At 68.3% G+C, this 26212-nt stretch carries 24 protein-coding genes; 11 read left to right on the top strand and 13 right to left on the bottom strand.

From position 1 onward, the window contains the following. Window positions 1-5 precede the first annotated feature (5 nt). Complete coding sequence (locus AB0I59_RS39945; RefSeq protein WP_061255799.1) at window positions 6-494, bottom strand: SigE family RNA polymerase sigma factor; 489 nt, start codon at window positions 492-494, stop codon at window positions 6-8. Between the two features lie 305 nt (window positions 495-799). Here AB0I59_RS39945 and AB0I59_RS39940 point away from each other — a divergent pair, with 305 nt between their 5' ends. Together AB0I59_RS39940 and AB0I59_RS39935 are read left to right on the top strand one after the other, a co-directional pair. Then, window positions 800-1738 (top strand): hypothetical protein, encoded by a 939-nt coding sequence (locus AB0I59_RS39940; protein ID WP_358141821.1) that lies wholly within the window; start codon window positions 800-802, stop codon window positions 1736-1738. A 9-nt stretch (window positions 1739-1747) separates the two neighbouring features. Continuing rightward, a complete protein-coding gene (locus AB0I59_RS39935; RefSeq protein ID WP_358141818.1) occupies window positions 1748-2560 on the top strand; it encodes a MauE/DoxX family redox-associated membrane protein in 813 nt (270 codons plus the stop codon). 105 nt (window positions 2561-2665) lie between these two features. Here the strand turns inward: AB0I59_RS39935 and AB0I59_RS39930 are convergent, their stop codons facing one another. From AB0I59_RS39930 to AB0I59_RS39910, 5 genes are all read right to left on the bottom strand, one after another. Continuing rightward, window positions 2666-3847, bottom strand: coding sequence for an ATP-binding protein (locus tag AB0I59_RS39930; RefSeq protein ID WP_228640944.1), 1182 nt, complete (start codon window positions 3845-3847; stop codon window positions 2666-2668). A 281-nt stretch (window positions 3848-4128) separates the two neighbouring features. Next, entirely contained in the window at window positions 4129-4563 is a 435-nt protein-coding gene (locus AB0I59_RS39925) for a hypothetical protein (protein ID WP_358141815.1), read from the bottom strand. After that, complete coding sequence (locus AB0I59_RS39920) at window positions 4560-6116, bottom strand: radical SAM protein (protein WP_061255803.1); 1557 nt, start codon at window positions 6114-6116, stop codon at window positions 4560-4562. The genes AB0I59_RS39925 and AB0I59_RS39920 overlap by 4 nt, the downstream gene beginning before the upstream one ends. A gap of 5 nt (window positions 6117-6121) precedes the next feature. Continuing rightward, entirely contained in the window at window positions 6122-6631 is a 510-nt protein-coding gene (locus AB0I59_RS39915) for a hypothetical protein (RefSeq protein ID WP_358141812.1), read from the bottom strand. Beyond that, a complete protein-coding gene (locus AB0I59_RS39910) occupies window positions 6628-7770 on the bottom strand; it encodes a prolipoprotein diacylglyceryl transferase (RefSeq protein WP_358141809.1) in 1143 nt (380 codons plus the stop codon). The genes AB0I59_RS39915 and AB0I59_RS39910 overlap by 4 nt, the downstream gene beginning before the upstream one ends. 76 nt (window positions 7771-7846) lie before the next feature. Here AB0I59_RS39910 and AB0I59_RS39905 point away from each other — a divergent pair, with 76 nt between their 5' ends. The 5 genes from AB0I59_RS39905 (at window position 7847) to AB0I59_RS39885 (ending at window position 12109) form a co-directional block, all read left to right on the top strand. After that, window positions 7847-8320, top strand: a complete 474-nt coding sequence (locus tag AB0I59_RS39905; RefSeq protein ID WP_228640952.1) for a M15 family metallopeptidase — start codon at window positions 7847-7849, stop codon at window positions 8318-8320. A 389-nt stretch (window positions 8321-8709) separates the two neighbouring features. After that, window positions 8710-8961, top strand: a complete 252-nt coding sequence (locus tag AB0I59_RS39900; protein WP_358141806.1) for a hypothetical protein — start codon at window positions 8710-8712, stop codon at window positions 8959-8961. A 26-nt stretch (window positions 8962-8987) separates the two neighbouring features. After that, window positions 8988-9947, top strand: a complete 960-nt coding sequence (locus AB0I59_RS39895; RefSeq protein ID WP_358141803.1) for an NUDIX hydrolase — start codon at window positions 8988-8990, stop codon at window positions 9945-9947. A 336-nt stretch (window positions 9948-10283) separates the two neighbouring features. Next, window positions 10284-11297 (top strand): permease, encoded by a 1014-nt coding sequence (locus tag AB0I59_RS39890; protein WP_061255810.1) that lies wholly within the window; start codon window positions 10284-10286, stop codon window positions 11295-11297. Window positions 11298-11302: 5 nt separating this feature from the next. After that, window positions 11303-12109, top strand: a complete 807-nt coding sequence (locus AB0I59_RS39885) for a TIGR03943 family putative permease subunit (protein ID WP_358141800.1) — start codon at window positions 11303-11305, stop codon at window positions 12107-12109. Window positions 12110-12144: 35 nt separating this feature from the next. Here AB0I59_RS39885 and AB0I59_RS39880 read toward each other — a convergent pair whose 3' ends face one another. Beyond that, entirely contained in the window at window positions 12145-12987 is an 843-nt protein-coding gene (locus AB0I59_RS39880; RefSeq protein WP_061255814.1) for a GNAT family N-acetyltransferase, read from the bottom strand. Window positions 12988-13181: 194 nt separating this feature from the next. Between AB0I59_RS39880 and AB0I59_RS39875 the strand changes: the two genes are divergently transcribed. Continuing rightward, a complete protein-coding gene (locus AB0I59_RS39875; protein ID WP_358141797.1) occupies window positions 13182-13967 on the top strand; it encodes an alpha/beta fold hydrolase in 786 nt (261 codons plus the stop codon). Between the two features lie 114 nt (window positions 13968-14081). Continuing rightward, on the top strand, window positions 14082-14687 hold the full coding sequence (locus AB0I59_RS39870) for a PRC-barrel domain-containing protein (protein ID WP_061255818.1): 606 nt from the start codon (window positions 14082-14084) through the stop codon (window positions 14685-14687). A 201-nt stretch (window positions 14688-14888) separates the two neighbouring features. Here the strand turns inward: AB0I59_RS39870 and AB0I59_RS39865 are convergent, their stop codons facing one another. The 3 genes from AB0I59_RS39865 to AB0I59_RS39855 all read right to left on the bottom strand — a co-directional run bounded on the left by AB0I59_RS39865 (window position 14889) and on the right by AB0I59_RS39855 (window position 17795). Next, complete coding sequence (locus tag AB0I59_RS39865; protein ID WP_358141794.1) at window positions 14889-15854, bottom strand: YihY/virulence factor BrkB family protein; 966 nt, start codon at window positions 15852-15854, stop codon at window positions 14889-14891. A 125-nt stretch (window positions 15855-15979) separates the two neighbouring features. Continuing rightward, the gene (locus AB0I59_RS39860; RefSeq protein ID WP_358141791.1) at window positions 15980-16933 is read right to left on the bottom strand and encodes a hypothetical protein; all 954 of its coding nucleotides are present in this window, start codon (window positions 16931-16933) and stop codon (window positions 15980-15982) included. 373 nt (window positions 16934-17306) lie between these two features. Next, window positions 17307-17795, bottom strand: a complete 489-nt coding sequence (locus AB0I59_RS39855; RefSeq protein ID WP_358141789.1) for a hypothetical protein — start codon at window positions 17793-17795, stop codon at window positions 17307-17309. 1103 nt (window positions 17796-18898) lie between these two features. Between AB0I59_RS39855 and AB0I59_RS39850 the strand changes: the two genes are divergently transcribed. Both AB0I59_RS39850 and AB0I59_RS39845 read left to right on the top strand, forming a co-directional pair. Continuing rightward, entirely contained in the window at window positions 18899-20260 is a 1362-nt protein-coding gene (locus tag AB0I59_RS39850; protein WP_358141786.1) for a PAS domain-containing protein, read from the top strand. 84 nt (window positions 20261-20344) lie between these two features. Continuing rightward, window positions 20345-23557 carry an AfsR/SARP family transcriptional regulator gene (locus AB0I59_RS39845; RefSeq protein WP_358141783.1) on the top strand — a complete coding sequence of 1071 codons (3213 nt, stop codon included), beginning with the start codon at window positions 20345-20347 and terminating at the stop codon, window positions 23555-23557. Here AB0I59_RS39845 and AB0I59_RS39840 read toward each other — a convergent pair. The 3 genes from AB0I59_RS39840 to AB0I59_RS39830 form a co-directional block, all read right to left on the bottom strand. Then, the gene (locus AB0I59_RS39840) at window positions 23541-24302 is read right to left on the bottom strand and encodes an ABC transporter permease (RefSeq protein ID WP_061255828.1); all 762 of its coding nucleotides are present in this window, start codon (window positions 24300-24302) and stop codon (window positions 23541-23543) included. The genes AB0I59_RS39845 and AB0I59_RS39840 overlap by 17 nt on opposite strands. Next, window positions 24299-25243, bottom strand: a complete 945-nt coding sequence (locus AB0I59_RS39835) for an ATP-binding cassette domain-containing protein (RefSeq protein WP_358141779.1) — start codon at window positions 25241-25243, stop codon at window positions 24299-24301. The genes AB0I59_RS39840 and AB0I59_RS39835 overlap by 4 nt, the downstream gene beginning before the upstream one ends. Before the next feature lie 230 nt (window positions 25244-25473). After that, window positions 25474-26055 carry a CHAP domain-containing protein gene (locus AB0I59_RS39830; RefSeq protein ID WP_358141776.1) on the bottom strand — a complete coding sequence of 194 codons (582 nt, stop codon included), beginning with the start codon at window positions 26053-26055 and terminating at the stop codon, window positions 25474-25476. Between the last annotated feature and the right edge of the window lie 157 nt (window positions 26056-26212).

Below are 26212 nucleotides of genomic sequence, written 5' to 3'. Positions count from 1 at the left end.
AGCCCTCAGTTCAACGAAGGCTGGACGGCCATGTCCCCACGAAGCTTGGCCATCCCGCGTGACACCGTGCTCTTGACCGTTCCGATGCTGATCCCGAGGGCCTTGGCGATCTCGGGCTCGGTCATGTCCTCGTAGTAGCGCAGCACGATCGCGGTCCGCTGCCGCACCGGGAGCCGTTCGAGGGCCCGTTCCAGGTCCTCGTGGTGATGCCGCACGTCCTGCTGGAAGGGCACCTCGGGGAGCTCGTCGGAGGGGTACTCCTGGAGCTTGCGCCGCCGCCACCACGAGATGTTGATGTTGACCATCGCCCGGCGCACGTACCCGTCGAGTGAGGAACGATCCTGGATCCGGTCCCAGGCGACATATGTCTTGGCCAGCGCGGCCTGCAGCAGGTCCTCGGCGTCTGAGGGGTTCCCGGTGAGCTGATGGGCGGCACGCAGGAGTGCCGGCCCGCGCGTCACGACGTACTCGCGGAACTCCTCATGATTCCCCATAAAACGATCACCGGTCCGGCCGTGGAGAGGCTGCTTCGTCGCCAGAATCGCAGTTGGGACCCGCGATCCGACTGAACCGTCATCCAGGTTTCGTACCGTCAAGTGCAAAGAGACGGCAGATCGGTGGCGGAACGACACGGCGCTCATGGGCCCCGTTCGGTACCCGTCGGCCCGGGTTCACCGGGGTTCGGGAGACAAACAGCTTCCACCAAGTGGAGGAATATTGCTCCCGAATCCACCATCGGTCCCGAATACGTCTCTATCGGTCATCGGCGTCATGTGACGCTGGGCGGGTGAGAGTTCCGATGTCGCACGCACGGGTCGAGCGCCGGCACCTGCTGTCCGCGGCGGCCCTGGGCCGCGACGTCCAGACGCCCCGGCCGGCCGACGACGACGACGGCACGGCGATCGACGCCGTGAGCGGCCAGATCGTCGACGCCACCACCCACCTCCTGGTCGTCGAGAACGACGACGGCCAGGAGGAACGCCTGGTCATCGCCCCGTGGGCGACCGCCTGGCGCGGCGGCCCCGTCCCCCCGACCAGGTTGCCCATCGGCTCCCGCGTGATCATCAGGACGCGTGCGGGCCGGGTCGCCGACTGCGTGTGGGCGGACATGACCCGGATGACCGGGATCATCCTCGACGTCCGAGGCAGGCGTGACCTCACCGTCGAGATCGATGGCGGACCACATCGGGGACGGCGCTCGATCGTGATCCCCTACCGGTCGACCGGCCGGATCCTGGTACGGCATCCGCGGCTGGAGCCCGGATATCTCTTCGACGCCATCGGGACGATGCAGGACGGCGCCGCCGTGGCCCAGGTCCCCGCCACGTCGCAGCCTCCGTACCGGGCGGAGGCGCTGCCTCCCCCGCCTCCGGCGTTCGGCGGGACGCGGACCAGGATCTCCGGGACGGCCGTGTGGTCCGACTACACGGACCACGGCGCGGCCTATCCGATGCTGGAGAGCTCCGACACAGGCTGCGACCAGGGGGTGGTCTCCTGCGCCCGGCTGCCGTACCTCTCGCTGGGGTCGATGCTCTTCGTGCGCAATGTCTGCGCGCGGCGGTCCGGAACCGTTCCGATCGTGGGGTGCGGCTGCATGGCCGGTCATTTCTGCGACCGCTGCCTCGACTGCGACACGTCTCCGCGCGGCAGGATCGTGGAGCTGTCCGCGCTCTCGTACGTACGACTCGGTGGCGACCTGACCAAGGGCTGCTTCAACGCCCAGGTCGGATTGGGGTGAGGTGTGCTGGTGACCGCGGCCGTGGCCGCCCTGCCCATATTGACGCTGCTCCTGATCATGGGCGGCGCGGCCAAGCTGATCAGCGCCGGAGACGATGCCCGGCAGGGCGCGCTGAACCGGCTCGGCCCCGCCGTACTCGTGCCGGAGCGTTTCAGGAGAGCCGCCATGCTCTGTTGCGCGCTCGGCGAGTTCGCGCTGGTCGCCGGGCAGCTCGTCGCCGACCTCGCCGTCGCCCGCTGGCTCACCGTCGTGTTCTTCACCGTCTCGACGTACGTGCTGTGGGACCTGCGGCGCCGCCGTCCCGACGTGGGATGCGGCTGCTTCGGCGAGGTGAGCTCCGCCCCGGTCGGCCTACGGTCTGTCGCACGTACGGCCGTGCTCGCGGTGCTGGCCGCGGTGGTGGCGACGACCGACGTCGGCCCCGCCGAGGCCCTGTCCAGAGCATCCTGGACGGCCGCGGCCTGGGCCGTGTGCGGCCTCGCGCTGCTGCTGTCGCTCTCGCCCGAGGTCGAGGAGACCTTCTCCCGGCTCCGCCACCGGGCCCCCTGTGAGGAGCGGTCGATCCCCGCCGGCCGCGCCCTGTCGCGGCTCAGGTCGAGTACGGAGTGGCGCGCGCACGCCGATGTGCTGGAGTCGGACGAGCCGTTCGACTCATGGCGCGAGCTGTGCTGGCGGTTCTTGGCCTTCCCCGGCCGAGGAGGCACGGAGGTGGTCTTCGCCGTCTATCTGAGTGGGCGGCGCCCGGCCGTCAGGGTGGCGGTCGTCGGCCAGGACGGCACCCTCGTCGAGCCGATACAGGAATCTATCGCTGTATCGGCCTGACACTAGACATCCGTAGATTCTCGAATGCGGGCAGGCGAATTCAGCTCTCTACGGCTCTCTAGCTTCCCCACTAGAAAGCCGTAGAGAGGTCAATGGCGGGGATCGCTACAGCGGTTGCGCACGCAGGAACCTCCCGAAATGGGGCACGGTGAAGGCGATCACGCCACGCTCCGCGCTGTAGATCAGGCCCTTCTTGATGAGGCTGTCCCGTGCCGGCGACAGGCTCGACGGCTTGCGGCCGAGCACGTCGGCGACGTCGGCGGTGGGCACCGGGTCATCACCGAGCTGGGCCATCGCGTGCATGTAGTCACGCTCGGCCGGGGTGGCGCGCTCGTATCTGCTGCCGAAGAACCCGACCGCGAGCTCCTCCTCGGCCTCGGGCGCCGACACCTTGATGTCGTCGGCCGTGATCGGGCTGCGCGGGGCGAGATCCCAGGCGACCTTGCCGTACGCCTGAACGAAGTAGGGATAGCCGTCGGCCGCCTCGTAGAGGGCGTCGAGCGCCTCCGCGGTGAACTCGACGTCCTCACGCTCGGCGGGGGCGATGAGCGCGAGATCGGCGGCGTCCCGGTCCAGACGGTCGATCCGCGCGTACCGGAACAGCCGCTCGGAGTAGCTCTTGCTCGCGGACAGGACGCCGGGGAGGTGCGGCAGCCCGGCGCCGACCACGATCAGCGGGCCGCCGTTCTGGGACAGCTCATGACACGCGGCGCACAGTGCGGAGATGTCCGGAGCCTGCACGTCCTGCATCTCGTCGATGAACAGCGCGATGCCGACACCGAGATCGGTCGCGACCCCCGCGGCGTCGACGAACAGCTCGGTCAGGTCGATCTCCAGGTCGCCGGAGTCGGCCCGGCCGCGCGACGCGGGGACGTCGATGCCGGGTGACCAGTGGGAGGTGCCCTTGGCGGCGGCCGGGTCGCGCATCGCGAAGGCCTTGAGCACGCCGAGGAACTCCTCGATGCGGTCAGGGGCGCGATGCCGGGGGGCCAGCTCGCGGATCGCCATGTGGAGGGCGGCGGCGACCGGGCGGCGGATCGACTGCTCCGGCCGCGCCTCGATCTTGCCGGTGCCCCACAGGCGCTGGATGGCCATCGACTTGAAGGTGTTGAGCAGGACGGTCTTGCCGACGCCACGAAGCCCGGTGAGCACCATGCTCCGCTCCGGGCGGCCGCGGGCCACCCGTTCCAGCACGACCTCGAACTGCTGCAGCTCACGATCGCGCCCGGCGAGCTCGGGTGGGCGCTGCCCCGCACCGGGGGCGTAGGGGTTGCGCACGGGGTCCACGCTCTCGGACTTTATGACCGGATATAGCGGCCGTCGTAGATTTCCGTAGAAAGCGCTACGGCGTGTCGCTCCGGGCCGGAGCGGGACACATCGCCCCGAGGTGGCCGGCGTCCGTTCCCGGGACGCCATCGGTGCCGCGAGCAACGCCATGGCACACCTCACCTGCAGACTCGGCGACCGAACCCCTGTTCGATCCGATGTCGAAGACTGTAGCGCTCCCTCGAACATGTGCGCGACGTCTTGCGAAAAAAGCCACCGCAAAGAAGGGGCGCGTCAGGGCACTAGGTGAAGAAGCGCAGGACGATGGCGGCGACCGCGGCGACCACGATGAGGGCGAGATAGGCCAGGACCAGGCGCGTGTCGCGCAGGAGGCACTTGCTCCGCACGAGCCCGGCCCTTCGGGCCCGGACGTAACCCGCGAACCCGACGACGGCGAAGCCGAGCACCGCCAGCGGGCCCAGCAACCAGCCCAGCAGGGCCACCGTCGTGTAGACGCACAGCCGCAACGGATCGAACGGGGCGGCGCCCGGCCCTCTCCGGCCGCTGTGGACCGTGGATCCGCCCACCGTGTCGCCGCCCACCGTGAACCCGCCCACCGTGAACCCGCCCACCGTGGATCCGCCCACCGTGTCGCCGCGCGCCGCGGACGCCTGGGCCGCGAGAGCCTCCTCGTACGCCACTCCGGTCAGCGGCGCCCTCCCCCGATCGGACGTCACGTGAGCTCCACCAGCGGGAGCGGTGCGCCGGCGTCGACGGAGGCGACGGCGGACAGGCGCTGGCGGGCGAGCGCCGGCCACGCCTGGACCGCGCAGAAGGGCGCGCACTGGTCCTGGTCGGAGCGGGTGCCGACGTGCACGCAGCACTGGGTCAACCGCTCCTCGATCATGGTCGACATGTCCATGAACGGCTTGATCGTGATGCGGACCACACGCTCCCCGAGCAGCCGCCGCAGGCGACGCTTACGTCCGGGCAGCGCCGAGGACGCGAGGGTCAGCAGGGTGGACAGGCCGAGATCGCAGTTCTCGCAGATGTCGCGCCAGAGCTTGCCGACCTCGGGGTGGGACAGCGACGACTGCTCGGATAGCAGCCCGAGGAGCGACTCCTGTACGGCGAGGCGCAGCTCACGCGGGATCTCCGAGTCGGCGATCCGGTTGGAGACCAGGCCCAGGTTCTCCTTCAGCCGGTCGTGGCCGATGAGCGCGGTGAGCGACCGCCACTGTCCGGCGTCGTCCTTGATCATGTAACCGACCGAGCAGCAGTGCGGATGCGAGCACGGCAGCGCGGTCAGGTCACGCCAGGTGACCAGGTCGTCCGTCTGCGGGCCGAGCCGCTTCAGCACGCCCGTGTGGGTCAGCCGGTCCATCGGGTCGATCAGCCCCGAACGGCCCGAGCCGAACTGGGGCTGGATGGACACCCCGCCGACGTACGGCGTGTCGAGCGCGAGCCGCACGACGTCGCCGATCTCACCGTCGTTCACGCCGAGGGCGCTGGTCATCACGAGTGTGGTGAAGATCTCTCGCTCGGAGAGCCGGTCGAGCGCCTGCGCCTTGAACCGCCGCAGGTCACCGCCCCGGTGGTGGCGGGACGCCTCCGCGCTGACGCCGTCGTACTGGAGGTAGATCTCGACCCGCTCCCGGTGCTCGGTCAGGAGGTCGAGCAGGGCGTCGTCCCTGGCTATGAGGACGCCGTTCGTGTTGATCAGGATCCGGGTGATGGGCCGGGACACGAGTCGCCCGAGCAGCTCCGGCAGCGCGGGGTGCAGGGTCGGCTCGCCGCCGCTCAACATGAGCACGTCGATGCGGCCGTTCTCGCGGGCGAGCCGCTGGTCGACGCTGGCCAGGATCTCCTCGACCGGCACCACACCGCGCAGATCGGGCGAGGACTCGGTGAAGCAGGTCGGGCAGCGGAGGTTGCAGGTCTCGGCGATGTCCTCCAGCAGGATGCAGGTGTGCTGGGTCTGCATCTCCGGGAGCCCGTGGAGGTACGCCTCGGGGATCGGGGCGAAGTTTCCCGCGACGTCGGGGATGTGGGCCTTGGTGGGAGCGGTCCATTCCTCCAGATAGGCGAGGATCTCCGGATCCTCGTCGTACATGGTGCGGACCATGCCGTGCGTACGGCAGCCGCGTTCCAGATAGACCCGGTCGTTCCTGGCGGCCAGCCAGCCCGACAGCCGGGGGACCTGGTCGAGCGGGCGGTCCGGCCGCTCGTCGTGGCAACGGGGGCAGAACGCGTTGACGTAACGCAGGATGCGATCACCGCGCAGGGGCATGCCGCTCACAGGACACCGCCCGCGTAGATGGACGGGTTGATCCCGGTGCAGTATCCGACGGACACGATCGAGACCAGCGCCCAGCCGATCATGAGACCGAGGCCGAGCCCCTTGGACCACGGCTTGCGCAGGAAGACGAGCCCCGCGCCGCCGCCGAGCGCGAAGGCCGCCAGGATCAGCGCACCCGCGCCGATGATCGTAACCGCGTGGTCGCCGGTGTCCGCGAGGGTCAACGTGAGCAGGACGGCCGCGAAATTGACGACGACGAAGACCGCCAGCCCGACGAAGGTCATGGCGACGACGATCCCCGTCGTGTTCTTCGGCGGCTGCGGTGGCGGCGGCCAGCCGTAGCCGGGCGGTGGCGGTCCGTACGGCCCCTGGGGTCCCTGGGGACCGGGCCCTTGCGGCTGGTGGTGCTGGGGCGGCTGGGGGCCGCTCCGGCTCGGGGTGCCGGGCTCCTGCTCGGAGCCCCGGTCGTCCCGGGGTTCGCCGGGAGGCTCGGGGGGAGTGGTCATGGCGTCTTCGGGCCCGGAGAGGCGCCTTCCTCCTGTCGCGTGTAGATCCGGCGGTCCGTCCTGTGTACCAGCATGTCGTAATAACCGTGGCGATAGCCGTACAGGATCCTGAAGAAGACGAGCACGAGGCCGGGGACGAGGAACCACTGAGGCCGGGTCAGATCGAGCCAGACCGTCTCGTTCGCCCGGGTGAACTCGACGAGGAAGCGGAACACCGCGTACGCGCCGACGTACAGCGTGAACAGCTCGCCCGGCCGGCTGACCCGGTCACGCGCCCAGAGCAGGGCGAAGAAAGCGGCCAGCTGGAAGGCGACCTCGTACAGGAAGGACGGATGCATGGCCTGCCCGGCGAGGCACCCTGGGCACTCGGGGACGGTGGCGGGCGCGTGCACACCCCACGGGAGGCCGGTGGGACGCCCCGGCGCCTCGGTGAGGAAGCAGCCGATCCGGCCCACGGCCATGCCGAGCGCGACGGCGGGGGCGAACAGATCGCCTGTCTTGCCGCGATAGCCGATGATCCGCTTGGCGATCAACACGCCGGCGTAGGCCCCGGTGAGCCCGCCGAGAATGCTGCGGGAGCCGAACATCCACGCTTCGAGAAGGCTGGGGTTCAGGTGCGGGTCCAGGTGCTCGGCCCAGCCGGACAGGCGCATCCCGATCGCGCCGCCCACGAGCGCGCCGGTGACCGCGACCAGCGAGTCCTCGTGCAGTGTCCCCCTGCGGCGGGCCTCGAGGACGAAGACGACGGCCGCCACGACCACGCCGAGGCCGACGAAGAAGCCGTGGGTGGGGACGGCCAGCCCGCCGAAGCGCAGCTCGGGAAGCACGATCGTCACCATAGCGGGGCACTCCGACGGTTTCGGCGCCCCATTGTCCGGTCCCGTGGCCGCGGCGGAGTTACTCTGACGTATGGCTACCACACGTTTCCGCAGATCAGCGATAGTGATGTTGGCCATCGCCGGAGTGACGGCGTGCAGCGCCGAGGGGAAGTCGGCGATGTCCGCCCCGGTCACGGCCACACCCACGGGAAGCGCCGCGGTGACTCCCTCACCGGCTTCGACAGCGAGCCCGGGGGCGACGGAGAGTCCGGGGGCGACGGAGAAACCCTCCCCGTCGGGCCCTCCTCCGTTCTCGGCCAAGATCACCAAGGTTTCGCGAGACCAGGTGCGGTACTCCTGGCGGCAGGGATGCCCGGTCCCTCTGAACGGTCTGCGCATGATCACGATGCCCCACTGGGGGTTCGACGGCAAGGTGCACACCGGCAGGCTCGTCGTCAACCAGACCGTCGCCGACGACGTCGTGTCGGTCTTCAAGAAGCTGTACGGCTTCCGCTATCCGATCCGCAGGATGGAGCCGGTGGACGCCTACAAGGGCGACGACTACGCCTCGATCGACGCGGACAACACCTCGGCGTTCAACTGCCGGGCCGCCACGGGGACGACCAACTGGTCCGAGCACGCGTACGGCCAGGCGGTCGACCTCAACCCCCTCGAGAACCCGTACGTGTACGCGAACGGGTCGCACGCGCACCGCAACGCCGACGCGTACGTCAAGCGCCCGCTGCACAAGCCCGGAGTGATCAACGCGGGCGACCGGGTGGTCCGGGCCTTCGAGACGATCAGCTGGGGCTGGGGCGGCTACTGGTCAGGGGCCAAGGACTACCAGCACTTCTCCAAGAGCGGCAGGTAGTCGTCCCGCGCCGGGAATCGCACTGGTGCTAGCGGGACCGAGCGTGTCACGCTGACCTCTGGTCCGGCCTTCGCCGGAGTTCGGCCGGACACTGAGGGAGCTGACACAGCCATGTGGCCAGGGGAGGCACCCTCATGAGAACGCGTACGCCCGCTCCTCCGGCCGAAGGGGCGGGCGTCTGTGCCGTGCTATGACAACTCGCGGTGCCCGGAGCCGCCGGGAACCGCGAGCGAGGGCTCACACGCTAACGGATGTGGCAGGAGGAACGGGAAGGAACGCTTACCACTCCATAACGATCAGCCATCGGGCCAGTCACGTCCAACGGACCGGCCACGTCCCCAACAGATCAATTGCTTTGTCTGACGACAGCGTGACAGGAGAAGCACCAGATGTCTGGCTGGAACAATTCAGGTCCAATCGCCCAATTGTGGCCACCGGACCGCTTCGAAGTCCGCTGTGTGCGGCCGAGCCCCGAGTTTTCCTCCACCGATCGCTACCATTTCGCCAAGAACGCGCACGAAGCCGTGCTCCGGCTCAGGGACACCGGGCTGGTGACGCAGATGCAGGCCATCCGGCTCGAGGACGGCGCCATCCTTTACGACCTGGCCTCCGGGACCAGCATCCCGGCCGAGCAGTGGTGAGTCTCTGACACGACAGGACGAGGGTCATGGCGGCTAAGGACGGGGACGGCTGGGCCCTCTGCGATCGCGGGCACCGGCATTGGGGGATCCACGGCGCGGCCGGCCTACTCGCCGTCCATCACACGCTGGACGGCATGCCGTACGTCCTGATGCAGAAACGCTCCTGGTGGAGCCATCACGGCGGCACATGGGGGCTTCCCGGCGGCGCCCGCGACAGCCACGAGGACGCGATCACCGGCGCGCTGCGCGAAGCCCACGAGGAGGCGGCGCTGACCGGTGACCTCCTCCGGGTCCAGGGTGTCTATCTCGACGACCACGGCGGCTGGTCGTTCCAGACCGTGATCGCCCAGGCCGAGGGCCTGCTCGACGCCTCCCCGGCGAACGGCGAGAGCTCCGACATGCGATGGATCGCGGCCGACGAGATCGCGGCGAGGAAACTGCATCCCGGGTTCGCCGAGACCTGGCCCCGGATACGGCTCACGCTCACCCCACTCGTCGTCGTCGTGGACGCGGCCAACGTCATCGGCGCGCGAGCCGAGCACGGCTGGTGGAAGGACCGTGCCGGGGCGACCGCCCAGTTGATCGGTGAGCTCGGCACGCTCGCGGCGCACGGTCTGCGCCGGCCTCCGGACGGCCTGCCGGAACTCGCCCAGTGGTTCCCCCGGTTGACCGTCGTGGTCGAAGGGGCGGCGCGAGGAGCCATCGGAGGCCCTGCCATGCCGGCTGTTTCAGAGGGGGCGACCGGCGTCTCTTCGGTGCCGGAGGCTGTATCTGAGGTGTCGGAGATCTCGGCGGTCTCCAACGTCTCGGGAGTCACGGTGGTCCAGGCTTCGGGCAGCGGAGACGACGCGATCGTGGCCCTGGTACGCAACACGATGCCCTGGGAGAAGGTGCTCGTCGTCACGGCGGACCGCGAACTCCGCCGTCGGGTGGAGGCCCTAGGGGCGTCGTTCACCGGTCCCCGCTGGCTGCTGAACCAACTCTGACGGGTGGAGGCCCTCGGCGCGTCGTCCACCGGTCACCGCTGGTGCCGGCTGAACCCTGTGTGAACCTCTTTGGGCCGGGTCTCCGGCCTGAACCGCTTTGCGCGAGGTCCGGAGTGAGAGGGGTCCGGACAGCTGGGAGCCGGGTCCGAACCTGGGGGCCGAGCCGCTTCGAGCCGGGCGGGAACAGTTCGTGGACACGCCACTGATCCGGCCCAGTGGCCCCGCGCCGAACCGCGAATTCCGCGGATGGACACCGGACCGGCCGGCCAGGACGAACCGGAACCCGGTTATCCACAGGGCCGGCCGACGGCGCCGGAGGTCTGCCAGGATGACCTCATGTCCGACCGTGCCCTGGCCGACGCACCAACGGAATTGCCGCCCTCCGAGTGGGGGCGCAGGTCCGCGGCGCCTCCTGCGACGCCGTGGATCTTCGCCGCCATCGTCGTTCTGCTGGTCGCGGGCCGGTTCGTCCTGACTCCTCTGCTGGCGTTCCCCTCGCTCCAGACCTGGGCGACGATCTTCGTGGCGATCTCCGTCCAGGCACTGCCGTTCCTCGTCTTCGGCGTGCTGCTGTCGGCCGCGATCACGGCCTTCGTGCCGGCCTCGTTCTGGACCCGTGCCCTCCCCCGGCATCCGTACGCCGCCGTTCCCGTGGCGGGGGCGGCGGGCGCGGTCCTTCCCGGGTGCGAGTGCGCGTCCGTCCCGGTGGCCTCGGGCCTGATGTCGAGGGGCGTCACGCCCGCGGCCGCGCTGGCGTTCCTGCTCGCCTCACCCGCGATCAACCCGGTGGTCGTGGTGGCCACCGCGGTCGCGTTCCCCGGCCAGCCGATGATGGCCGTCGCGCGGTTCGCCGCATCCCTCATCGTGGCCGTCCTCGTCGGGTGGCTCTGGCTGCGCTTCGGCCGCTCCACCTGGTTGCGCGTCCCCACCCGTACGGCTGCCGCCGGTTCGAAATGGGAGGCGTTCCGGGAGGCCGCGCAGCATGATCTGCTTCACGCCGGAGGCTTCCTGGTCGTCGGTGGAATGACCGCGGCCACGTTGAACGTCGTGGTGCCGCGCTCCTGGCTGACCACGGTGGCGGACGTGCCGTTGCTGTCCATCGTGGTGCTCGCGCTGCTCGCCGTCCTGCTGTCGATCTGCTCGGAGGCGGACGCCTTCGTGGCGGCGTCGCTGACGGCGTTCTCCCCTACCGCACGGCTGGCCTTCCTGGTGGTCGGGCCGATGGTGGACCTGAAACTGATCGCTCTCCAGATCGGGACGTTCGGACGGGCGTTCGCGGCCCGGTTCGTCCCCCTGACATTCATATTGGCGGTGCTGGTGAGCATGGCCGTCGGAGGCGTCCTGCTGTGAACCGGATGTCGCAGAGCCTGGTGATGGTGTTCCTCGGCGGAGCCGTGCTGCGGATCACCGTGTTCTCCACGACCTATCTCAACTACGTGAAACCCGGGTTCCGCCCGTTCCTGATCGCGGCGGGTGCCGTGGTGCTGGCACTCGGGGTCATCGGCCTGATCCAGGAGTGGCGCAAGCCGTACCTCACCGGCCCGGACCACCACCCGGACGGCGGCCACAGTGAACACGGCGGCCACGATGAACACGGCAAGCATGTCGAGCACGGTGAACAGGGGCACCGTGGACACGGCAAGCACGGCGGACACGATCACTCGCACGGTCCGCGGGTGGCGTGGCTGCTCTGCCTGCCGGTGTTCGCGATCTTTCTCATCGCCCCGCCCGCGCTCGGGGCCTTCGCCGCCCGCTCCGAGGAGCCTCCGCCGCGGCCGCCGATCAGCGCGGAGACCTACAGCGCCCTCGCCGGGGACACGGTGACCGCGATGCCGATCGGGGAGTTCATCGGCCGGGCCTGGGCGGACTCGACCTACTCCCTCACGGGGAAGCGGGTCCGGCTCACCGGGTTCGTGGTGCCGTCCGCGAAGAAGAACCGGTGGTATGTCACGCGCATCCAGATGAACTGCTGCGCCGCCGACGGCATCCCGCTGAAGGTGGCCGTCCTCAAGGCTGCCCGGCCGCCGGTGGACACCTGGGTGGAGGTCACCGGCACATGGGTGCGCCCCAAGTCCGACAGGATTCCCAACGGGATGGTCGCCCCCGAGCTCGTGGCCACCGACGTCACCGAGATTCCCCAGCCCGTGGAGCCTTATGAGTGAGGACCGCGGGGAGCCGCGCCGAACGTGGGGAACGATCAGCCGAGAGCGACCATCACAGGGGTGAACAGGCGAGCTCGGTCCCCGGGGAGTTCCTCGCCGTACTCCATGATCGTGGTGGAGAAGCCGTGGGTCAGACCGTGCTCCATCGCCCAGGCGACCAGCTCGGGCCTGCCCGTGTCGATATCGACGCGCACCGGCCCCTCGACATCGGAGGCCAGATCGGAGAGCAGTTCCAGCGCGATGTCCGCGTCCTGCGCGATCACAGGTCCGAGGACCGTGTCGCTCACGTTGCGCCAGGCACCGCCGAACCCGGCCAGCCCGCCGGGGCCGTCGACCACGCGGAACTGCTCCCAGAACGACCGCAGCCGGGTCAGCAACTCGACGCGCGGCGCACCGAAGACCTCGGCGTCCAGAGCGAGGATCGCCGGCAGATCCGAGGGTGCCGCGGGCCGGGACGACCCTCGGCGCAGCCCCACCGCCTGTCCCGTATAGGTGGCGCACTCGCCGACCGGCCGGAAGCCCAGCCTCTCGTACATCGGCCTCCCGTACGCGGTGGCGGTCAGCCAGGCGCTCGACGTACCCGACCGGTCCAGCGCGTACCGCAACAGGCCGCCGCCGAGTCCACGGCGTTCGTGCCGCTTGGCGACGAGCATCATGCCGATGGCGGTGACCTTCCGGCCGAAGCGGGTGGCCACGACCGTCGCGGCCAGCCCACCGTCGGGATCGTCGATCCCGTAGACGTCGCCGACCTCGAACAGCAACCGCCACTTGCGCTCCTCGGGCGACCACTCGCGGTCCTCGCCCAGGCGCAGGCACGCAGGCAGGTCACCGACATCGAGGACGCGTACGGCGGAGCCGGCGATCAGCTGGTCGGTCACGTGGTTCCTTCGGGTCGGAGTGGATCCGGTGAGAGGACGACGGTCGTGATCGGCGGGGTTGAGTGAAGAACCGGTCCGACCGGGCGCACGCAGGGCACCTGAAATCCTGCCGTGCGTCCACCAGCGGTTCAAACGGTTTTAGGCCCGGCCTTCGGCTTCGCCGCGCGATTTCCGGTGTGCTTGGATCACAGAGCATGAGCTTGGCATCGACAACGTACGGCGACGGTTTTCCCCTTGTCTGCCTGTCCTGGTTCGGGCTGGACGGCGACGCCATGGCGGCGGCGATGGAACCCGCCCTGACTGACACGATCGCCCTGCGCCGGTTCTATCCGGATCTGCCGGGGCATGGCCGGTCGCCGGGAGGTCCCGAGAATTCCGACGAGGTCGTGGACGCCGTGCTGGAATTCGTCGACGCGCGGATCGGCTCCGAGAGGTTCCTGCTCGCCGGTTGCTCCTACGGGGGATACATCGCCGCCGCGATCACCCGCCGACGCCCGGAACAGGTGGCCGGCCTGCTGTTGGTCTGCTCAGGTGTGAAGGTCGGGAGGAAAGATCGGGATCTTCCCGAGCTTCCGGACCGTGCCGACCCCGACGGGTGGCTGTCGGGCGTGCCCGCCGACCTGCGCGACCATCTCTCCCTGGCGCTCGGCAACCGGGACCGCGAGGTCGCCGAGCGCGTGGCCGCCGTACTCGCCTCCTCGGCCACAGGCGACGACGCTTACCAGGCGCGGCTCCGGGCGACGGGTTATCCGGTCTCCGACGAGGGCGCCGACGCGATTTACTCGGGCCCCACGAGCCTCGTCAACGGGCGGCAGGACCGGATCGGCGGATACGCCGACCAGTTCCGTGCCTTGTCGTCCTATCCGTACGCGACCTTCAGCGCGCTGACCGATGCGGGACATTACGTGCCGTTCGAGCAAGCTCGGGTTTTCCGTGACCTCACGCGGGAATGGCTCGCGCGCTGTGACGTCGACCGGTGACCCCCACCGCCACAGAGGGACCACAGAAGATCTAGGCGCTTCATCCAGTGCGTCGCGTTTCCCATCAAGGTCCAGCGGTAGGGCCGATGAGGACAGCGAAGGACGGAGGAGAAGATGATCAGGCAGGAGCAGATTCCGCAGGTACTGGACATCCCGGTCCAGGGCACCGGCGGACAGAAGCTCGGCGAGGTCAAACACGTCTTCCTCGACGACGACACGGGGCAGCCGGAATGGCTGTGCGTGAAGACCGGGCTGTTCGGCATGAACGAGACGTTCGTTCCGATCCGCAACGCGGACCTGGTCGAAGACCATGTAGAGGTCCCGTACGACAAGGAGCGTGTCAAGGGCGCTCCGAACGTCGACGTCGATGCCGGCGGGCATCTGTCCGTGGAGCAGGAACGTGAGCTCTACCGCTACTACGACATGAACTGGGACACGTCCTGGGATCAGGCCAACCGGCCCGGCCAGGGCTGGGCGCACACCGGCGGCCAGCAGGAGCGCGAGCGCCTGGGCGGACTGCCCGGCGAGCCCACGCCCTCGGGCCAGACGGGCCGCCCGGGAGAGACGGGTCGCCTGGGCGAGACAGGGGCCGGCCGCAGGAGAGAGTCGCTGGGCACCCGCCTGCGCAGATACCTGACACCGGAACAGTCGCGCAAGGAGCGTCCCGGCGCCAAGCGCGACGACTTCGGCGACACCGGCCAGTCCGGACGTCCGCGCTAGAACCGCAGAACCACGCCGACCGGTGGAACCGCGCCGCGTCCCATGCGGACGTTCCCGGTACGGCATCAGCCGGCACAGGTTCGGAGGTCCGCCCTCCGGACCTGTGCCGCACCACATCTCGCCCCCGCCGAGCTGAGACGAGCGATCCCGGGCCGCGCTCCCATCGGTACTACCGGGCGCGCGGTTCCCGGACCTCGTCGTTCATCGCTCCTTCTTTATCTTCCGGGTGTCCCGAGGGGCGACGTACGGCACCTTGTCGGGCGCGTGGCCCGCTTCTATGGCGCGTTGCCGAGCCAGCTCGGCATCGAACTCCACCCCGAGCAGGATCGCGATGTTGGTGATCCACAACCAGATCAGGAAGACGATGACGCCTGCGAGCGTGGCGTAGGTCTTGTTGTAGGAGCCGAACTTCGCCACGTACAGGGCGAACAGAAGCGACGCGATGATCCAGATGATCACCGCGAGCATGCTGCCGGGGGTCAGCCAGCGAAACCGCGGCTGCCGGACGTTGGGAGCGAGCCAGTACAGCAGGGCGAGCGCCAGGGCGACGAGGACCACCAGGACGGGCCACTTTCCGATGTTCCAGATCGCGAGAGCGGTCTGGCCGATCCCCAGCGCCCGTCCGGCCCGATCCGCCAGCCCACCCGTGAAGACCACGGCGAACATTCCGGCGGCGGTCAGCACCACGAGTACGGCGGTGATGCCGAGGCGCAGCGGCAGGGTCACCCATATCGGCCGCCCCTCGGGCATGTCGTACGCCACGTTGGCGACCCGCATGAACGCCGCGACATACCCCGAGGCGGACCACAAGGCCACGACGATCCCGATGATGGTGGCGACCCCCGCCGCCTGCCGGCTTCCTTGGAGTGCCTGCAGTACGGGCGCGAGGGTCTGCTTGGCCGGGCCGGGGGCCAGCGCGCCGACGTTGTCCATCAGGGCTTGCGTGGCCGAGGTGCCGAACAGGCCCAGCAGCGACACGACCGCCAGCAGCGCAGGAAAGATCGAGAGCACCGCGTAGTAGGTCAGCGCGGCGGCCCAGTCGGTGACCTTGTCCCGCTGGAACTCCCTGACGGTCCGCCTGAGCACGGCACGCCACGACTTCCTGGGCAGATCAGTGGGGCTCTCGGGTGCTCCCGGCGAGTCACGCTGAGGATCTTCTCGCGTCATGGCATCTTCCCTCGCCCACCCGTTTCGTTCACCGGATCAGGCGCTACCCGCACAATCAGGACGCATTCTCAGGCAGCCGGACACGATGATCTGTCGAGGCTGAACCAGTCGACGCGCCGGCGGAGTCACTGCGGCGGAGCGAGCCGCGTCACCTGTCGGCGAACCGAATCGTCGATGTCCGCCTGGAGCAGTCCGTTGGCGATGGCCGGCGCACAGCCCAGCATGACGGTGACACGCGCCGCCGGGCCGTCGGGATAGCCGAACATCAGCCGGAACGTACGCTGATCAGAGGCGCTGTCGTCCCTGCGGCATCCCGGACGGCTGGGGAGGATGTCCACGGAGTTCAGCGCCGCGGTCAGGGACTTCGCCACGTCACGGCCGTACCGCGCGCGGGGAGCCCGTTCGGTGTACGCGATTTTCGCGTTGTCCCAGCAGATCAGCACCGATGTGGGGTCATCCGGCACCATCCGCACGTTCTGGCCACGGCGTGCTCCGGGATCCCGGCACGGGTCCTCGGGCCCCTTGAGCGTCCATGTCCCACTCCGGTAGGCGGCGGTGATGTCGCGCCCGACGTACGCGCGACTGGTCGCGGTGCCGTTCGTCGTCGTCACGCAGGCGTTGACCTCGTCGGCGCTTCCGACCCACAACCTCCGCTGATCGGGATAGGTGAACCGGATGAGATAGCTCGTCATCGGGCCGCCCATGAGAGTGCACCCTCCAAGGTCCGCACCCACCGGCAGGTAGGCGAGGTCGCGCGCCATCTGTTCGGCGCCGCCGGTCAGGATCCGGCTCCCGGCGAGACGCTCGTTCCCCGGATGTGTGTTGCTGCCCGGATACGCGCAGATCATCACCTCGATCGGTGTTCCGGGCACCAGCGACTCCTCGACTCCGGGAAGGTCCGCCGCGGCGGGCACCCAACCACCGAAACCGAAACCGTCTGCGTCTCCGCCCCATCTCTCCGGGCACGCCACCGGCACGGGAAGCGCTTCTCTCCACGGCTGCCAGATCAGTACGGCCGCCGCCGCGAGGGTCACGGCGGCGACCAGGACCAGTTGCTTCGTCCACCGTTTTGTGGGCATCCGGCGTGTCAACGGCTCGGGTGCGTCGGATCGCGGGGCGACCACTCGAAGGCGACGTGAAGACGACCGACGCGGACCGATGGACGCTCTTTCTCCGTGGCTGCCGGCGCGTACTCGTCGAGCGCGGTCCGGTCGCCGTTCATCGAGAAACCGGATCCGCCCATTGTCAAGACACGTGTCACCATAAGGCCGTCATTATGCTGTATCGGAACAGACATAGCATGATCATGCTCGATTACGCGATGTAGTGACACTGAAATCCGGGCAATTTACACGATCTCACCTCCGGCCGAACCGGAACATGCCATCATCACGAACGGATCAGGCAGTCCGGTGTGACGTGAGGAGAGTCCACATGGGCAATGTCGGCCCCCTAGAACTCGCCATCTTCGGAATCATCCTGCTGGTCATCTTCGGCCTGACCGTCGGCCTTCTCGTCCTCGCCATCAGGCTCGCGATCCGCGCCGGCCGGAAAAGGTGATCTCGGCCACCTCGGCTCCCGTCTCGCCTGATCGCGCGCGATAGCCTTCGGACCCATGTCGTACGACGTCTGGGTCCATGGGTCGGGTGACGGGGCAGGCGGGCGGGGCACAACTGCTCGGGCTACCGTTTCTCGCGCAACCGCCCGCCCCGTCTGCCGCAGTGCGATGACGTTCGCCGGCGGCGGCGCGGCGAACGTCGTGATGGATTCCTCCCGTTTCGGGATGTCGATTCGGCCGATCTTCCCGTCGGGGGAGAAGACCTCCACCGATTCCGTGGATGTCGGGCGGGGCGGCGGGGTGTCGGCGGACGCCGGAGTTCCGACGGCGACGACGGTGGCGGCGGTCAGCGCGCTCAAGGCGAGTCTGAGGGGATGGCGCACAACGTCTCCTTGGGGGTGTGCGTGGCGTTTCGACCCCAGAGTGAGCGCTCGTTCGAATCGAAGGTAATCTCGCTTCGCGATAACCCCCCAGCTATAACGGATTTCTCCTCACGCCCGGCTCTCGTGCGGAGTTCGCGCGATCAGGCGAAGTCACAACTAACCGTGGAGACGGATCCGGTGCCTCGCCTATGGGCAGCAGACAGGGGAATTGCATCGGAAGAGCTCGACAGATCCGCTCACGCTCAGTGCGGCGCATCGATCGCCGTACACCGACAAACACCGTGGCAGGAAGCGCGGCGTGTCATCACCGCCGATCGGGCAGGACCGCTTTCGGGCAGGACCGCTTCTTTGGCGAACGGCGGCGGCCGTGTCGAACTCACGCACAATTCGTTGTCGGACCGATCGGCGACACAGCTGCACATTCCATGGGAACGACCGTCGTCTACAGGACAGCCATATTGTTCGACGGACTGTGCCGGACCTGTCCGAACTCATCTCCCCGGCCGCGGGGACGACCGTCCTGATCGCGATGGGATCGGTCATTCGGTCGACAGAAAGGGTCAGGAATCTCCCCCGGCGGAGACGCCTGCTCCAAATGACCGCAGGAACGGAACGCAGCGGAATTCCGCGGGCCGTCAGGCGGCCGGGGATGGTCAGCGACCTCACCCGCGATCAGCGATATCGCCCCCGATCCCCCGTACGAGGCTCAGGGCGATGACAGGATCGAATGCCCATATCCTTGATCGCGCCGGAGACGACGTGATCCGTACTGTGCTCCTGACCTGGCCGAGTGCCGCGGTCGATCCAGATCGTGCGTGGGCCTGTGGCATGCCCGCCCGCCCTGTCGGGCGGTGAGGTCGTTTCCGATCGTCCAACCTCCACCGTTGAGAGTCACGCCGCGGCGTGTGGCCATGCCCACGATGGGACCGAGCCTGGATTTCGGATGCCCATAATTACCGGGAGCATCGTCGGGCGCATCTGCTCGATCTGCTATTCGTCCTGCTCATAAGGCAGATCTGGGCGAGTAGCAGGTGATCGCGTAAGGCCGTGTCGGGGCCCACAGAACCCGACCGATATTCTCTCGAAAGATCGGAAGGTGGACGATGAGTCTTGGCGAGTTGATCGTGCCCAATGGCGTGGAGCAGATCATCGGTTCGGAGGAGCTCTTCTTCTCCACGACCGACCGGCACGGGTTGATCCGCAGTGGCAACTCGGTGTTCGTCCGGACCTCCCGGTTCTCCCTCGATGAGCTCACCGAGGCGCCGCACAACATCGTGCGCCACCCCGACATGCCGGCCGGCGTCTTCCGGTTGATGTGGGACCGCCTGCTCACCGGGCGCCCAGCAGGGGCCTACGTCCAGAACCTGGCGAAGGACGGCAGCCACTACTGGGTTTTCGCCACCATGACGCCCTCGTCAGACGGCTTCCTGTCGGTACGGATGGCGCCGCGGACCGAACTGTTCGAGGCGGTCAAGCGCGTCTACAAGTACGTGGCCGACATCGAATACGAGGCGGCCAAGCGCAACGGGATGAACCGGCGCGACGTGGCGCAGCTCGGCATGGAGCAGATCGAACAGCTGCTGGGCGAGCTCGGGTTCGGCTCACACGACGAGTTCCTCACCGAGGCGCTGACCACCGAGGTCGCGGCGCGCGGCCGGCTGGCTTCCGCGACCTACGCCCGCCCCCGTGCCCAGGGAGCGATCGCGGAGGTGCTTTCCGGCGCGGGAGCCCTGGAAACGATGCTGACCGACCTGGTGGAGCGGCTGGAGAGCTATCGGGAGTTCAGCGAGCGGCTCATGTGGTCGTCCACCAAGGTCCTCGACGTCGCCCGCCGACTCGACGGCACGGTCGCCAAGGCCCAGGACGCCTCCGCGGTGGTCGCCGACACCGCGCCGGTGCTGAGCAACGTCGCCCGGGTGATGGCCACGCCGACGCACACCGCGGTGGTCACGCTGGAGCGGCTGGTGCCACGGCTCGCCGCGCTTCGCTCGTACGTCTCGGACCTGCGGTTCCGGATCGCGCTGGCGAGCCTGCACAACGACATGGGCGCCGCGTTCGCGGCCGAGGTCGTGGACGGCATCGCGCCACCGACCTCGCTGCGCGAGGTGCCCCAGCTCTGCGACGCCGTACATGAGAGCGTGCTGGAGATGTCGGCCAGGGCACAGCAGGTGAACCAGGCACTGCGCGACGTGGTCTCCGACGTCGCCGAAGCGGGCGAACGGCTGGCCGAGTTCCGCAGGTTCCTCGGGAAGTGGCGGATCCTCGTGCTGCGTCACCGGGTCGAGAGCGTGCTCGGTGACCTGATGCAGCCGATCGACGACGAGTTCGCCGCGAGCTGGGACGGCATGGACATGCTGCACGCGTTGGGCCGGGAGTTCGAGAGCTCAGCCGTGCCGTTCGACGTCCAGGCCCTGGAATCCCAGGTGGCCAGGATCCGGACCGCCGCCACCCGCGACATCTCCTGAGCCGGGCCCACGAGACGCTTCCTGGGCCGGCCACCTACGCCGAATATCCACCTTATTCGCCCGACCTGCGAGGATAACGGTCCGATGAAGGTCGGCGGTGTGCGCGCGGTGGCGGTTAGTCGGTCGTCGTCACAGTTCGGCACAATTGCCGATGTGCGAGTCGGATTGCTCGGACCGTTCGAGGTCCGAAACCGCGATGGGTCCGTGGTGGAGGTTCCTGGGATTCGACTGCGCGCACTGCTTGCTGCACTCGCCCTCGAATCTGGCCGGATCGTCACGCGTGCGAGGCTGGTGGACTGGATTTGGGGGCCACGGCCGCCCGCGGACGAAGTGAATGCCTTGCAGGCGCTGGTGTCCAGGCTGCGCAGGGTGTTGCCAGACGGTGTGATCGAGGCGGATTCCGGCGGGTACCGGCTGGCCGTGGCTCCTGATGCCGTGGACGTGTGCCGGTTCGAGCACCTGGTCGGCCAGGCCCGTGCCGCCGAGCCTGCGGCGCGGGCGGACCAGCTGCGCTCGGCCTTGGCATTGTGGCGCGGTACGGCCATGGCGGACATCGCACTGCAAGGCAGCGATGCGTTCGACGCCGCGGTCGCGCGTCTGGACGAACTCCACGTTGCCGCGCTCGGGGATCGGGTGGATGCAGACATCCACCTCGGGCGTGGCTCGGAGTTGGTCTCCGAGCTGACCGAGCTGGTCGCCACGTACCCGCTGCGGGAGGGGTTCGTGGCGGCCTTGATGCGAGCGCTCGCCGAGGCGGGGCGTGGAACTGAGGCGCTGACCGTGTACCAGCGGACGCGCGAGCGGCTCGCTGAGGAGTTGGGCGCCGATCCATCGGCCGAGCTCTCCGCGCTGCACACCGCGTTGCTGCGTGGCGAGCTGGGCGAGCGGGCGGAGAACCGCAGGACGAACCTGCGCGCCGAGCTGACGAGTTTCGTCGGCAAGGACGCTGACATCTCCGCGGTCGCCGGTCTGGCCATCAAGCACCGACTGGTTACCTTGACGGGAGCGGGTGGCTCTGGCAAGACGAGGCTGGCCACGGAGACCGCGCGGACGATGCTCGCCGAGCTGCCGGATGGGGCGTGGCTGGTCGAATTGGCCTCGGTGCGGGCAGGCGGTGAGTTGGCGCAGGCCGCTCTTACCGCGATCGGCCTGCGTGACCAGGCGTTGCTCGGTGGTGCGCGGGGTGGGGAACCGATGGATCGGCTCATCGCCGCGGTCCGGGAGCGCTCGATCCTGCTGATTCTGGACAACTGCGAGCACGTGATCGAGGCGGCCGCGGCTTTCGCGGATCGGCTTCTGGGGGAGTGCCGGAGGCTGCGGATCCTGGCCACGAGCAGGGAACCGCTCGGTATCACCGGGGAGGTGCTGTGGCAGGTCGAGCCGCTCGCGCTGCCCGCGAAGAAGGCGGACCCCTCCGAGGCCGGGTCCTCGCCCGCGGTGCGGCTGCTGCGGGACCGTGCGGATCTGGTGCGCAAGGGCATCGGCTCCGACGCGCACACCTTGTCGGCCATGGCGCGGATCTGCTGGGCGCTCGACGGGATGCCGCTGGCGATCGAACTGGCCGCGGCGCGGCTGCGCACCATGTCCATCGATCAGCTGGCACGTCGGCTCGATGACCGATTCCGTCTGTTGACCAGCGGCAGCCGTACGGTGCTTCCCCGGCACAAGACGCTGCGCGCGGTCGTGGACTGGAGCTGGGATCTGTTGACCGAGGCCGAACGCGTGGTGTTGCGGCGGCTCTCGGTGTTCTCCGGTGGGGCGAGCCTGGAAGCGGCCGAACGGGTGTGCGGGGACGAGGCATTCGCCGGGGAGCACGTATTCGACGTGCTGACCGCCTTGATCGAGAAGTCACTGCTGCTCGCCGACGGCGAGGGCGCGCCGCGCTACCGGATGCTCAACACCATCAGGGAATACGCGGCGCACCGGCTCACCGAAGCCGGGGAAACCGAACTGGCGCGCCGGGCGCACCTCGCCTACTTCACCGAGCTGGCCGAGACGGCAGACCCGCACCTGCGTCGGGCCGAGCAGTTGGAATGGCTGTCCACGCTCAGGGCCGAGCACGACAACATCAGTACGGCCCTGCGCGGGGCGATCGCCGAGGGATGGGCCCAGGAGGCGATGCGGCTGGTCGCGGCCGTGGGCTGGTACTGGTTCCTCAGCGGGCACAGGGCCGAGGGCACCGAGTTGAGCATCGCGGCGGCCTCGCTGCACGGTGAGGTGTCCGATGAGGTGCGGGCGATGGCGTACAGCATCGTGGCAGTGTTCGTGACTTCCGGACCCGGCCGCGATCAGTATCAGGCGCGGGAGTGGATCCACGAGGCGCACCGGCTCACCCAGCGCAGCGGGTATCGCCACGCGATCCTCGGGTTCGTCGCTCCGCTGGAGCGGATGCTGCGGGAGCCGACGGATTTCCTGTCCGCGTTCGAGCCGCTCATCGCCGCCGACGATCCGTGGGTGCGCGCGCAGGCCAGGCTCACGTGTGGCCGACTGCGGCTCACGCTCGGCCGCGACGAGACTGACGTGGACACCGACATCGAGATCGCCCTTGCCGAGTTCCGCACGCTGGGTGACCGGTGGGGGATCTCGACGGCGCTGACCTTCCTGGCCGATCGGCTCGCCATGCGCGGCGAGTTCGCCCGCGCGTGTGAGCACTACGAAGAGGCGGTCGCGGCGCTGACCGAGGTAGGCGCGGCCGAGGACGTGGTCAGCCTGCGGGCGCGGCAGGCTCAGCTGTACTGGCTGCTCGGCGATGAGCGATCCAGCACGTCCGCCATGGAGGAAGCGCAGCGGTGCGCGGGCGGGATCGCCTGGCCGGACGTGCTTGCCGAGCTGGCGCTTTCGAAGGCGCAGCTGGCGCGCCGGCGCGGCGAGCCGGACGAGGCACGCCAGCACCTGGCCACGGTGCCGGCGGTGCTGGGCAACGAGGAACTGAGCGACTTCATCCACGCCAAGGCCATGGACCTGTACGGCTACCTCGCCGAGGACCTCGACAGGGCCCGCGCGCATCGGAGCGAGGCGTACCGCGCTGCTGTGGGTGCGACGTATCCGCCGCTGATCGCCGAGGTGTTGATCGGGATCGCGGATCTCGCACTGCGCCAGGGACAGTACGAGCAGGCCGTGCGATTGCTCGCGGCCAGCGACGGCGTGCGCGGTACGCCGGATCGTTCGCAGCCGGACGTCTCCAGGATCGCCGCGGACACGCGAAATCGCCTCGGCGAAGTGGTGTTCGCCGAGGCGACCCGCGACGGACAGCGGCGGGACTGGCGTGAGCTGGCCGAGATCACGCTCGCTTCGTGAACGTCGCGCGCGCCCACAGGTAGCCGATCAGCGCGAGTCCCACACACCAGGCGGCCGCCGTGAGGGCCGTGCCCGTCGATGGCGTGCCGGTCAGAAACCCGCGCAGGGTTTCGATGATCGGGGTGAACGGTTGGTACTCGGCGAACTGCCGCGCACCCGGCCCCATCTTGTCGGCCGGTACGAATGCGCTGCTCAAAAAGGGAAGGAGCATCAACGGGACGCCGAGGATGCCCGCGCTTTCCGGTGACTTCGCCGCGAGACCCGCGGCGATGGTCAGCCAGCTGATCGCCAGTACCGTCAGCACGACGATGCCGATCGCGCCGAGCCACTCCGGGAAACTCGCCGACGGGCTGAATCCCATCAGGAACGCGACCCCGATGATGAACGCGATGGCCACCAGGGTCCGTAGCATGGTCGCGATCACGTGCGCGTTCAGCACCGCGGCCCGTGACACGTCCATGACGCGAAGCCGGTTGATGAACCCGGTCGTCATATCGGAATTCACCCCGGTCGCGGTGGGACCGATGCCGTAGCCGATGGTCATAATGATCATTCCTGGCGTCGCGTAGTCGACGTAGTCCGTACCGACGCTGAATGCGCCACCGAGTACGTAGACCATGAGGAACATCACGAAGATCGGCATGATGATGGCGTTGAGCAGTGTCAGCGGGTTCCGCATCGTGTGTCGGAAGTTGCGCCGCATCATGGTCGCGGAATCCGCCAGGGAAGCTGCGATGGCGTTCATCGTGCGCTGATCTCCTTGTTTCCGTGACCGGTGAGGGCGAGGAAGACGTCATCCAGGTCCGGTGTATGCACCGACAATTCCTCGACTTCTATGGATTGCGCATCGAGTCGATCGAGCAGCTCTCGCAGTGACCTCACCCCGCCGTCGCCGGGTACACGCAAGGTCAGCTCTTCGTCGTCCCTTGTGGACTCGTGCAGGACCCGCGCCGCGACGTCGAGTTCGTGCCGATCGGTGAACCGTAGCCGGACATGGCTGCCGGGAACCCGCCGCTTGAGCTCATCGGCGGTGCCCTCGGCGACCAGCCGGCCCTGATCGAGCACGGCGATGCGGTTGGCGAGTTCGTCGGCCTCCTCGAGATACTGGGTGGTGAGGAAAATGGTCGTACCGACGGCGACCAGTTCCCGGATGATCTCCCACATGGTGCGGCGGCTGCGCGGATCGAGTCCCGTCGTGGGCTCATCCAGGAAAATGATCTGCGGGTCGCCGACCAGCGTCATGGCAAGGTCCAGCTTGCGGCGCATGCCGCCGGAGTAGGACGCCGCCGGTTTGCTCGCCGCTTCAACCAGATCGAACCGGTCGAGCAACCGGTCGGCGATTCGTTTGCCCTCCGCCTTGGGCAGGTGCAGGAGATCCGCCATCATCAGCAGGTTCTCCTCGCCGGTGAGCAGGTCATCCACCGAAGCGAACTGCCCGGTGACCCCGATCGCCGCGCGCACCGCCTTGGTTTCCGTGGCCACGTCGTGCCCGGCGACGACCACCTTCCCAGCGTCGGGGGCCAGCAGCGTGGTCAACACGTTCACCGTCGTGGTCTTCCCAGCGCCGTTGGGCCCGAGCAGGGCGAAGATCGTGCCAGTCTGAACATCCAGGTCGATGCCGTCGAGCACGATCTTGTCTTTGTATGCCTTTCGCAGCCCCGAGGCCACGATCGCTGAACCGTTCATGGCATCCACGATCGCCGACCGCTCTGATACCGGGCCGTTGCCGTGCTGACGCGGCCGCTGACACGGCACCGCATCAGATCTGATCGCCGTCAGGACCTCCGCCGGCCAGGCTCGGAATTTCCGCGGGGCCCGGGAATGTCAGCCGTAGGCTCCGCTACGGCCTCCTCCTCCGCCTTGCGATGCATCATCTGGATCCGCGCTCGCGACGGACAGCATTTGTCAGACGCTCCCTAGCGGCGGTAGTAGTACGCCGCCGTGTAGCCCATGTTTCCCCTAATGCTGACATTTCGGCAGTTCTTCTGCGTGAAGAGTGACCCGCCCTGGTTGGCGCCGCGGAATTTGACGATCCAACCAGGCGAGTCCCAGGTCACCGACTCGACGATGGCGATGTGTCCATAGCGTGGGTAGTAGGTGTCCTTCCACACGGCTACATCACCTTTCCTGGGCGCCATGCCGTACCCGACATACTTGAACCCGTTCTGCTTCAGAACGGCTCCCATGTCGGTGGCGTTCCTCATCTGTCCGGTCAGCCCGTAGTATCGCTGCACGAACGCGACGCACTGGCAATTTGAGGCGGCCGCCGCACCGACATCCGACTCGTCGATGATGTCGGTGCCGACCCCGGTGGCTGGTCCGATGTCGTCGCCCTCAACCGAGGCGATGGTTTGGGCGCTGTGAGCGCCGGTGCCGGCAGTCGCCGGTTGACCAAACTGCGCGAACACCAGTCCGAACGCGATCGTCAGCGCCGCGGTACGTGGCAGAAGGCCGGGAAGGATTCTCGATGATGAACCGCCGCCGCCAGTCAGTGCCATAAGAGTATTTCTCCCTACAAGACTTGAATGATCACGACGGCGAAACGGTATCAGCGACATATATAGTTTTTGTATAGAAAGCACCCTTTTGGGTTCCTGCCAGCTTCTGGACAGTCAGCGACATAATCTGACAGGGAATCTGGAATCAGGCAGGGCC

The organism is Microtetraspora glauca (genome assembly GCF_040656155.1).
Lineage (GTDB): Bacteria > Actinomycetota > Actinomycetes > Streptosporangiales > Streptosporangiaceae > Microtetraspora > Microtetraspora glauca.
The sequence above is the reverse complement of the archived record's forward strand: the minus strand, read 5'-3'. Positions and strand labels throughout refer to the sequence as shown.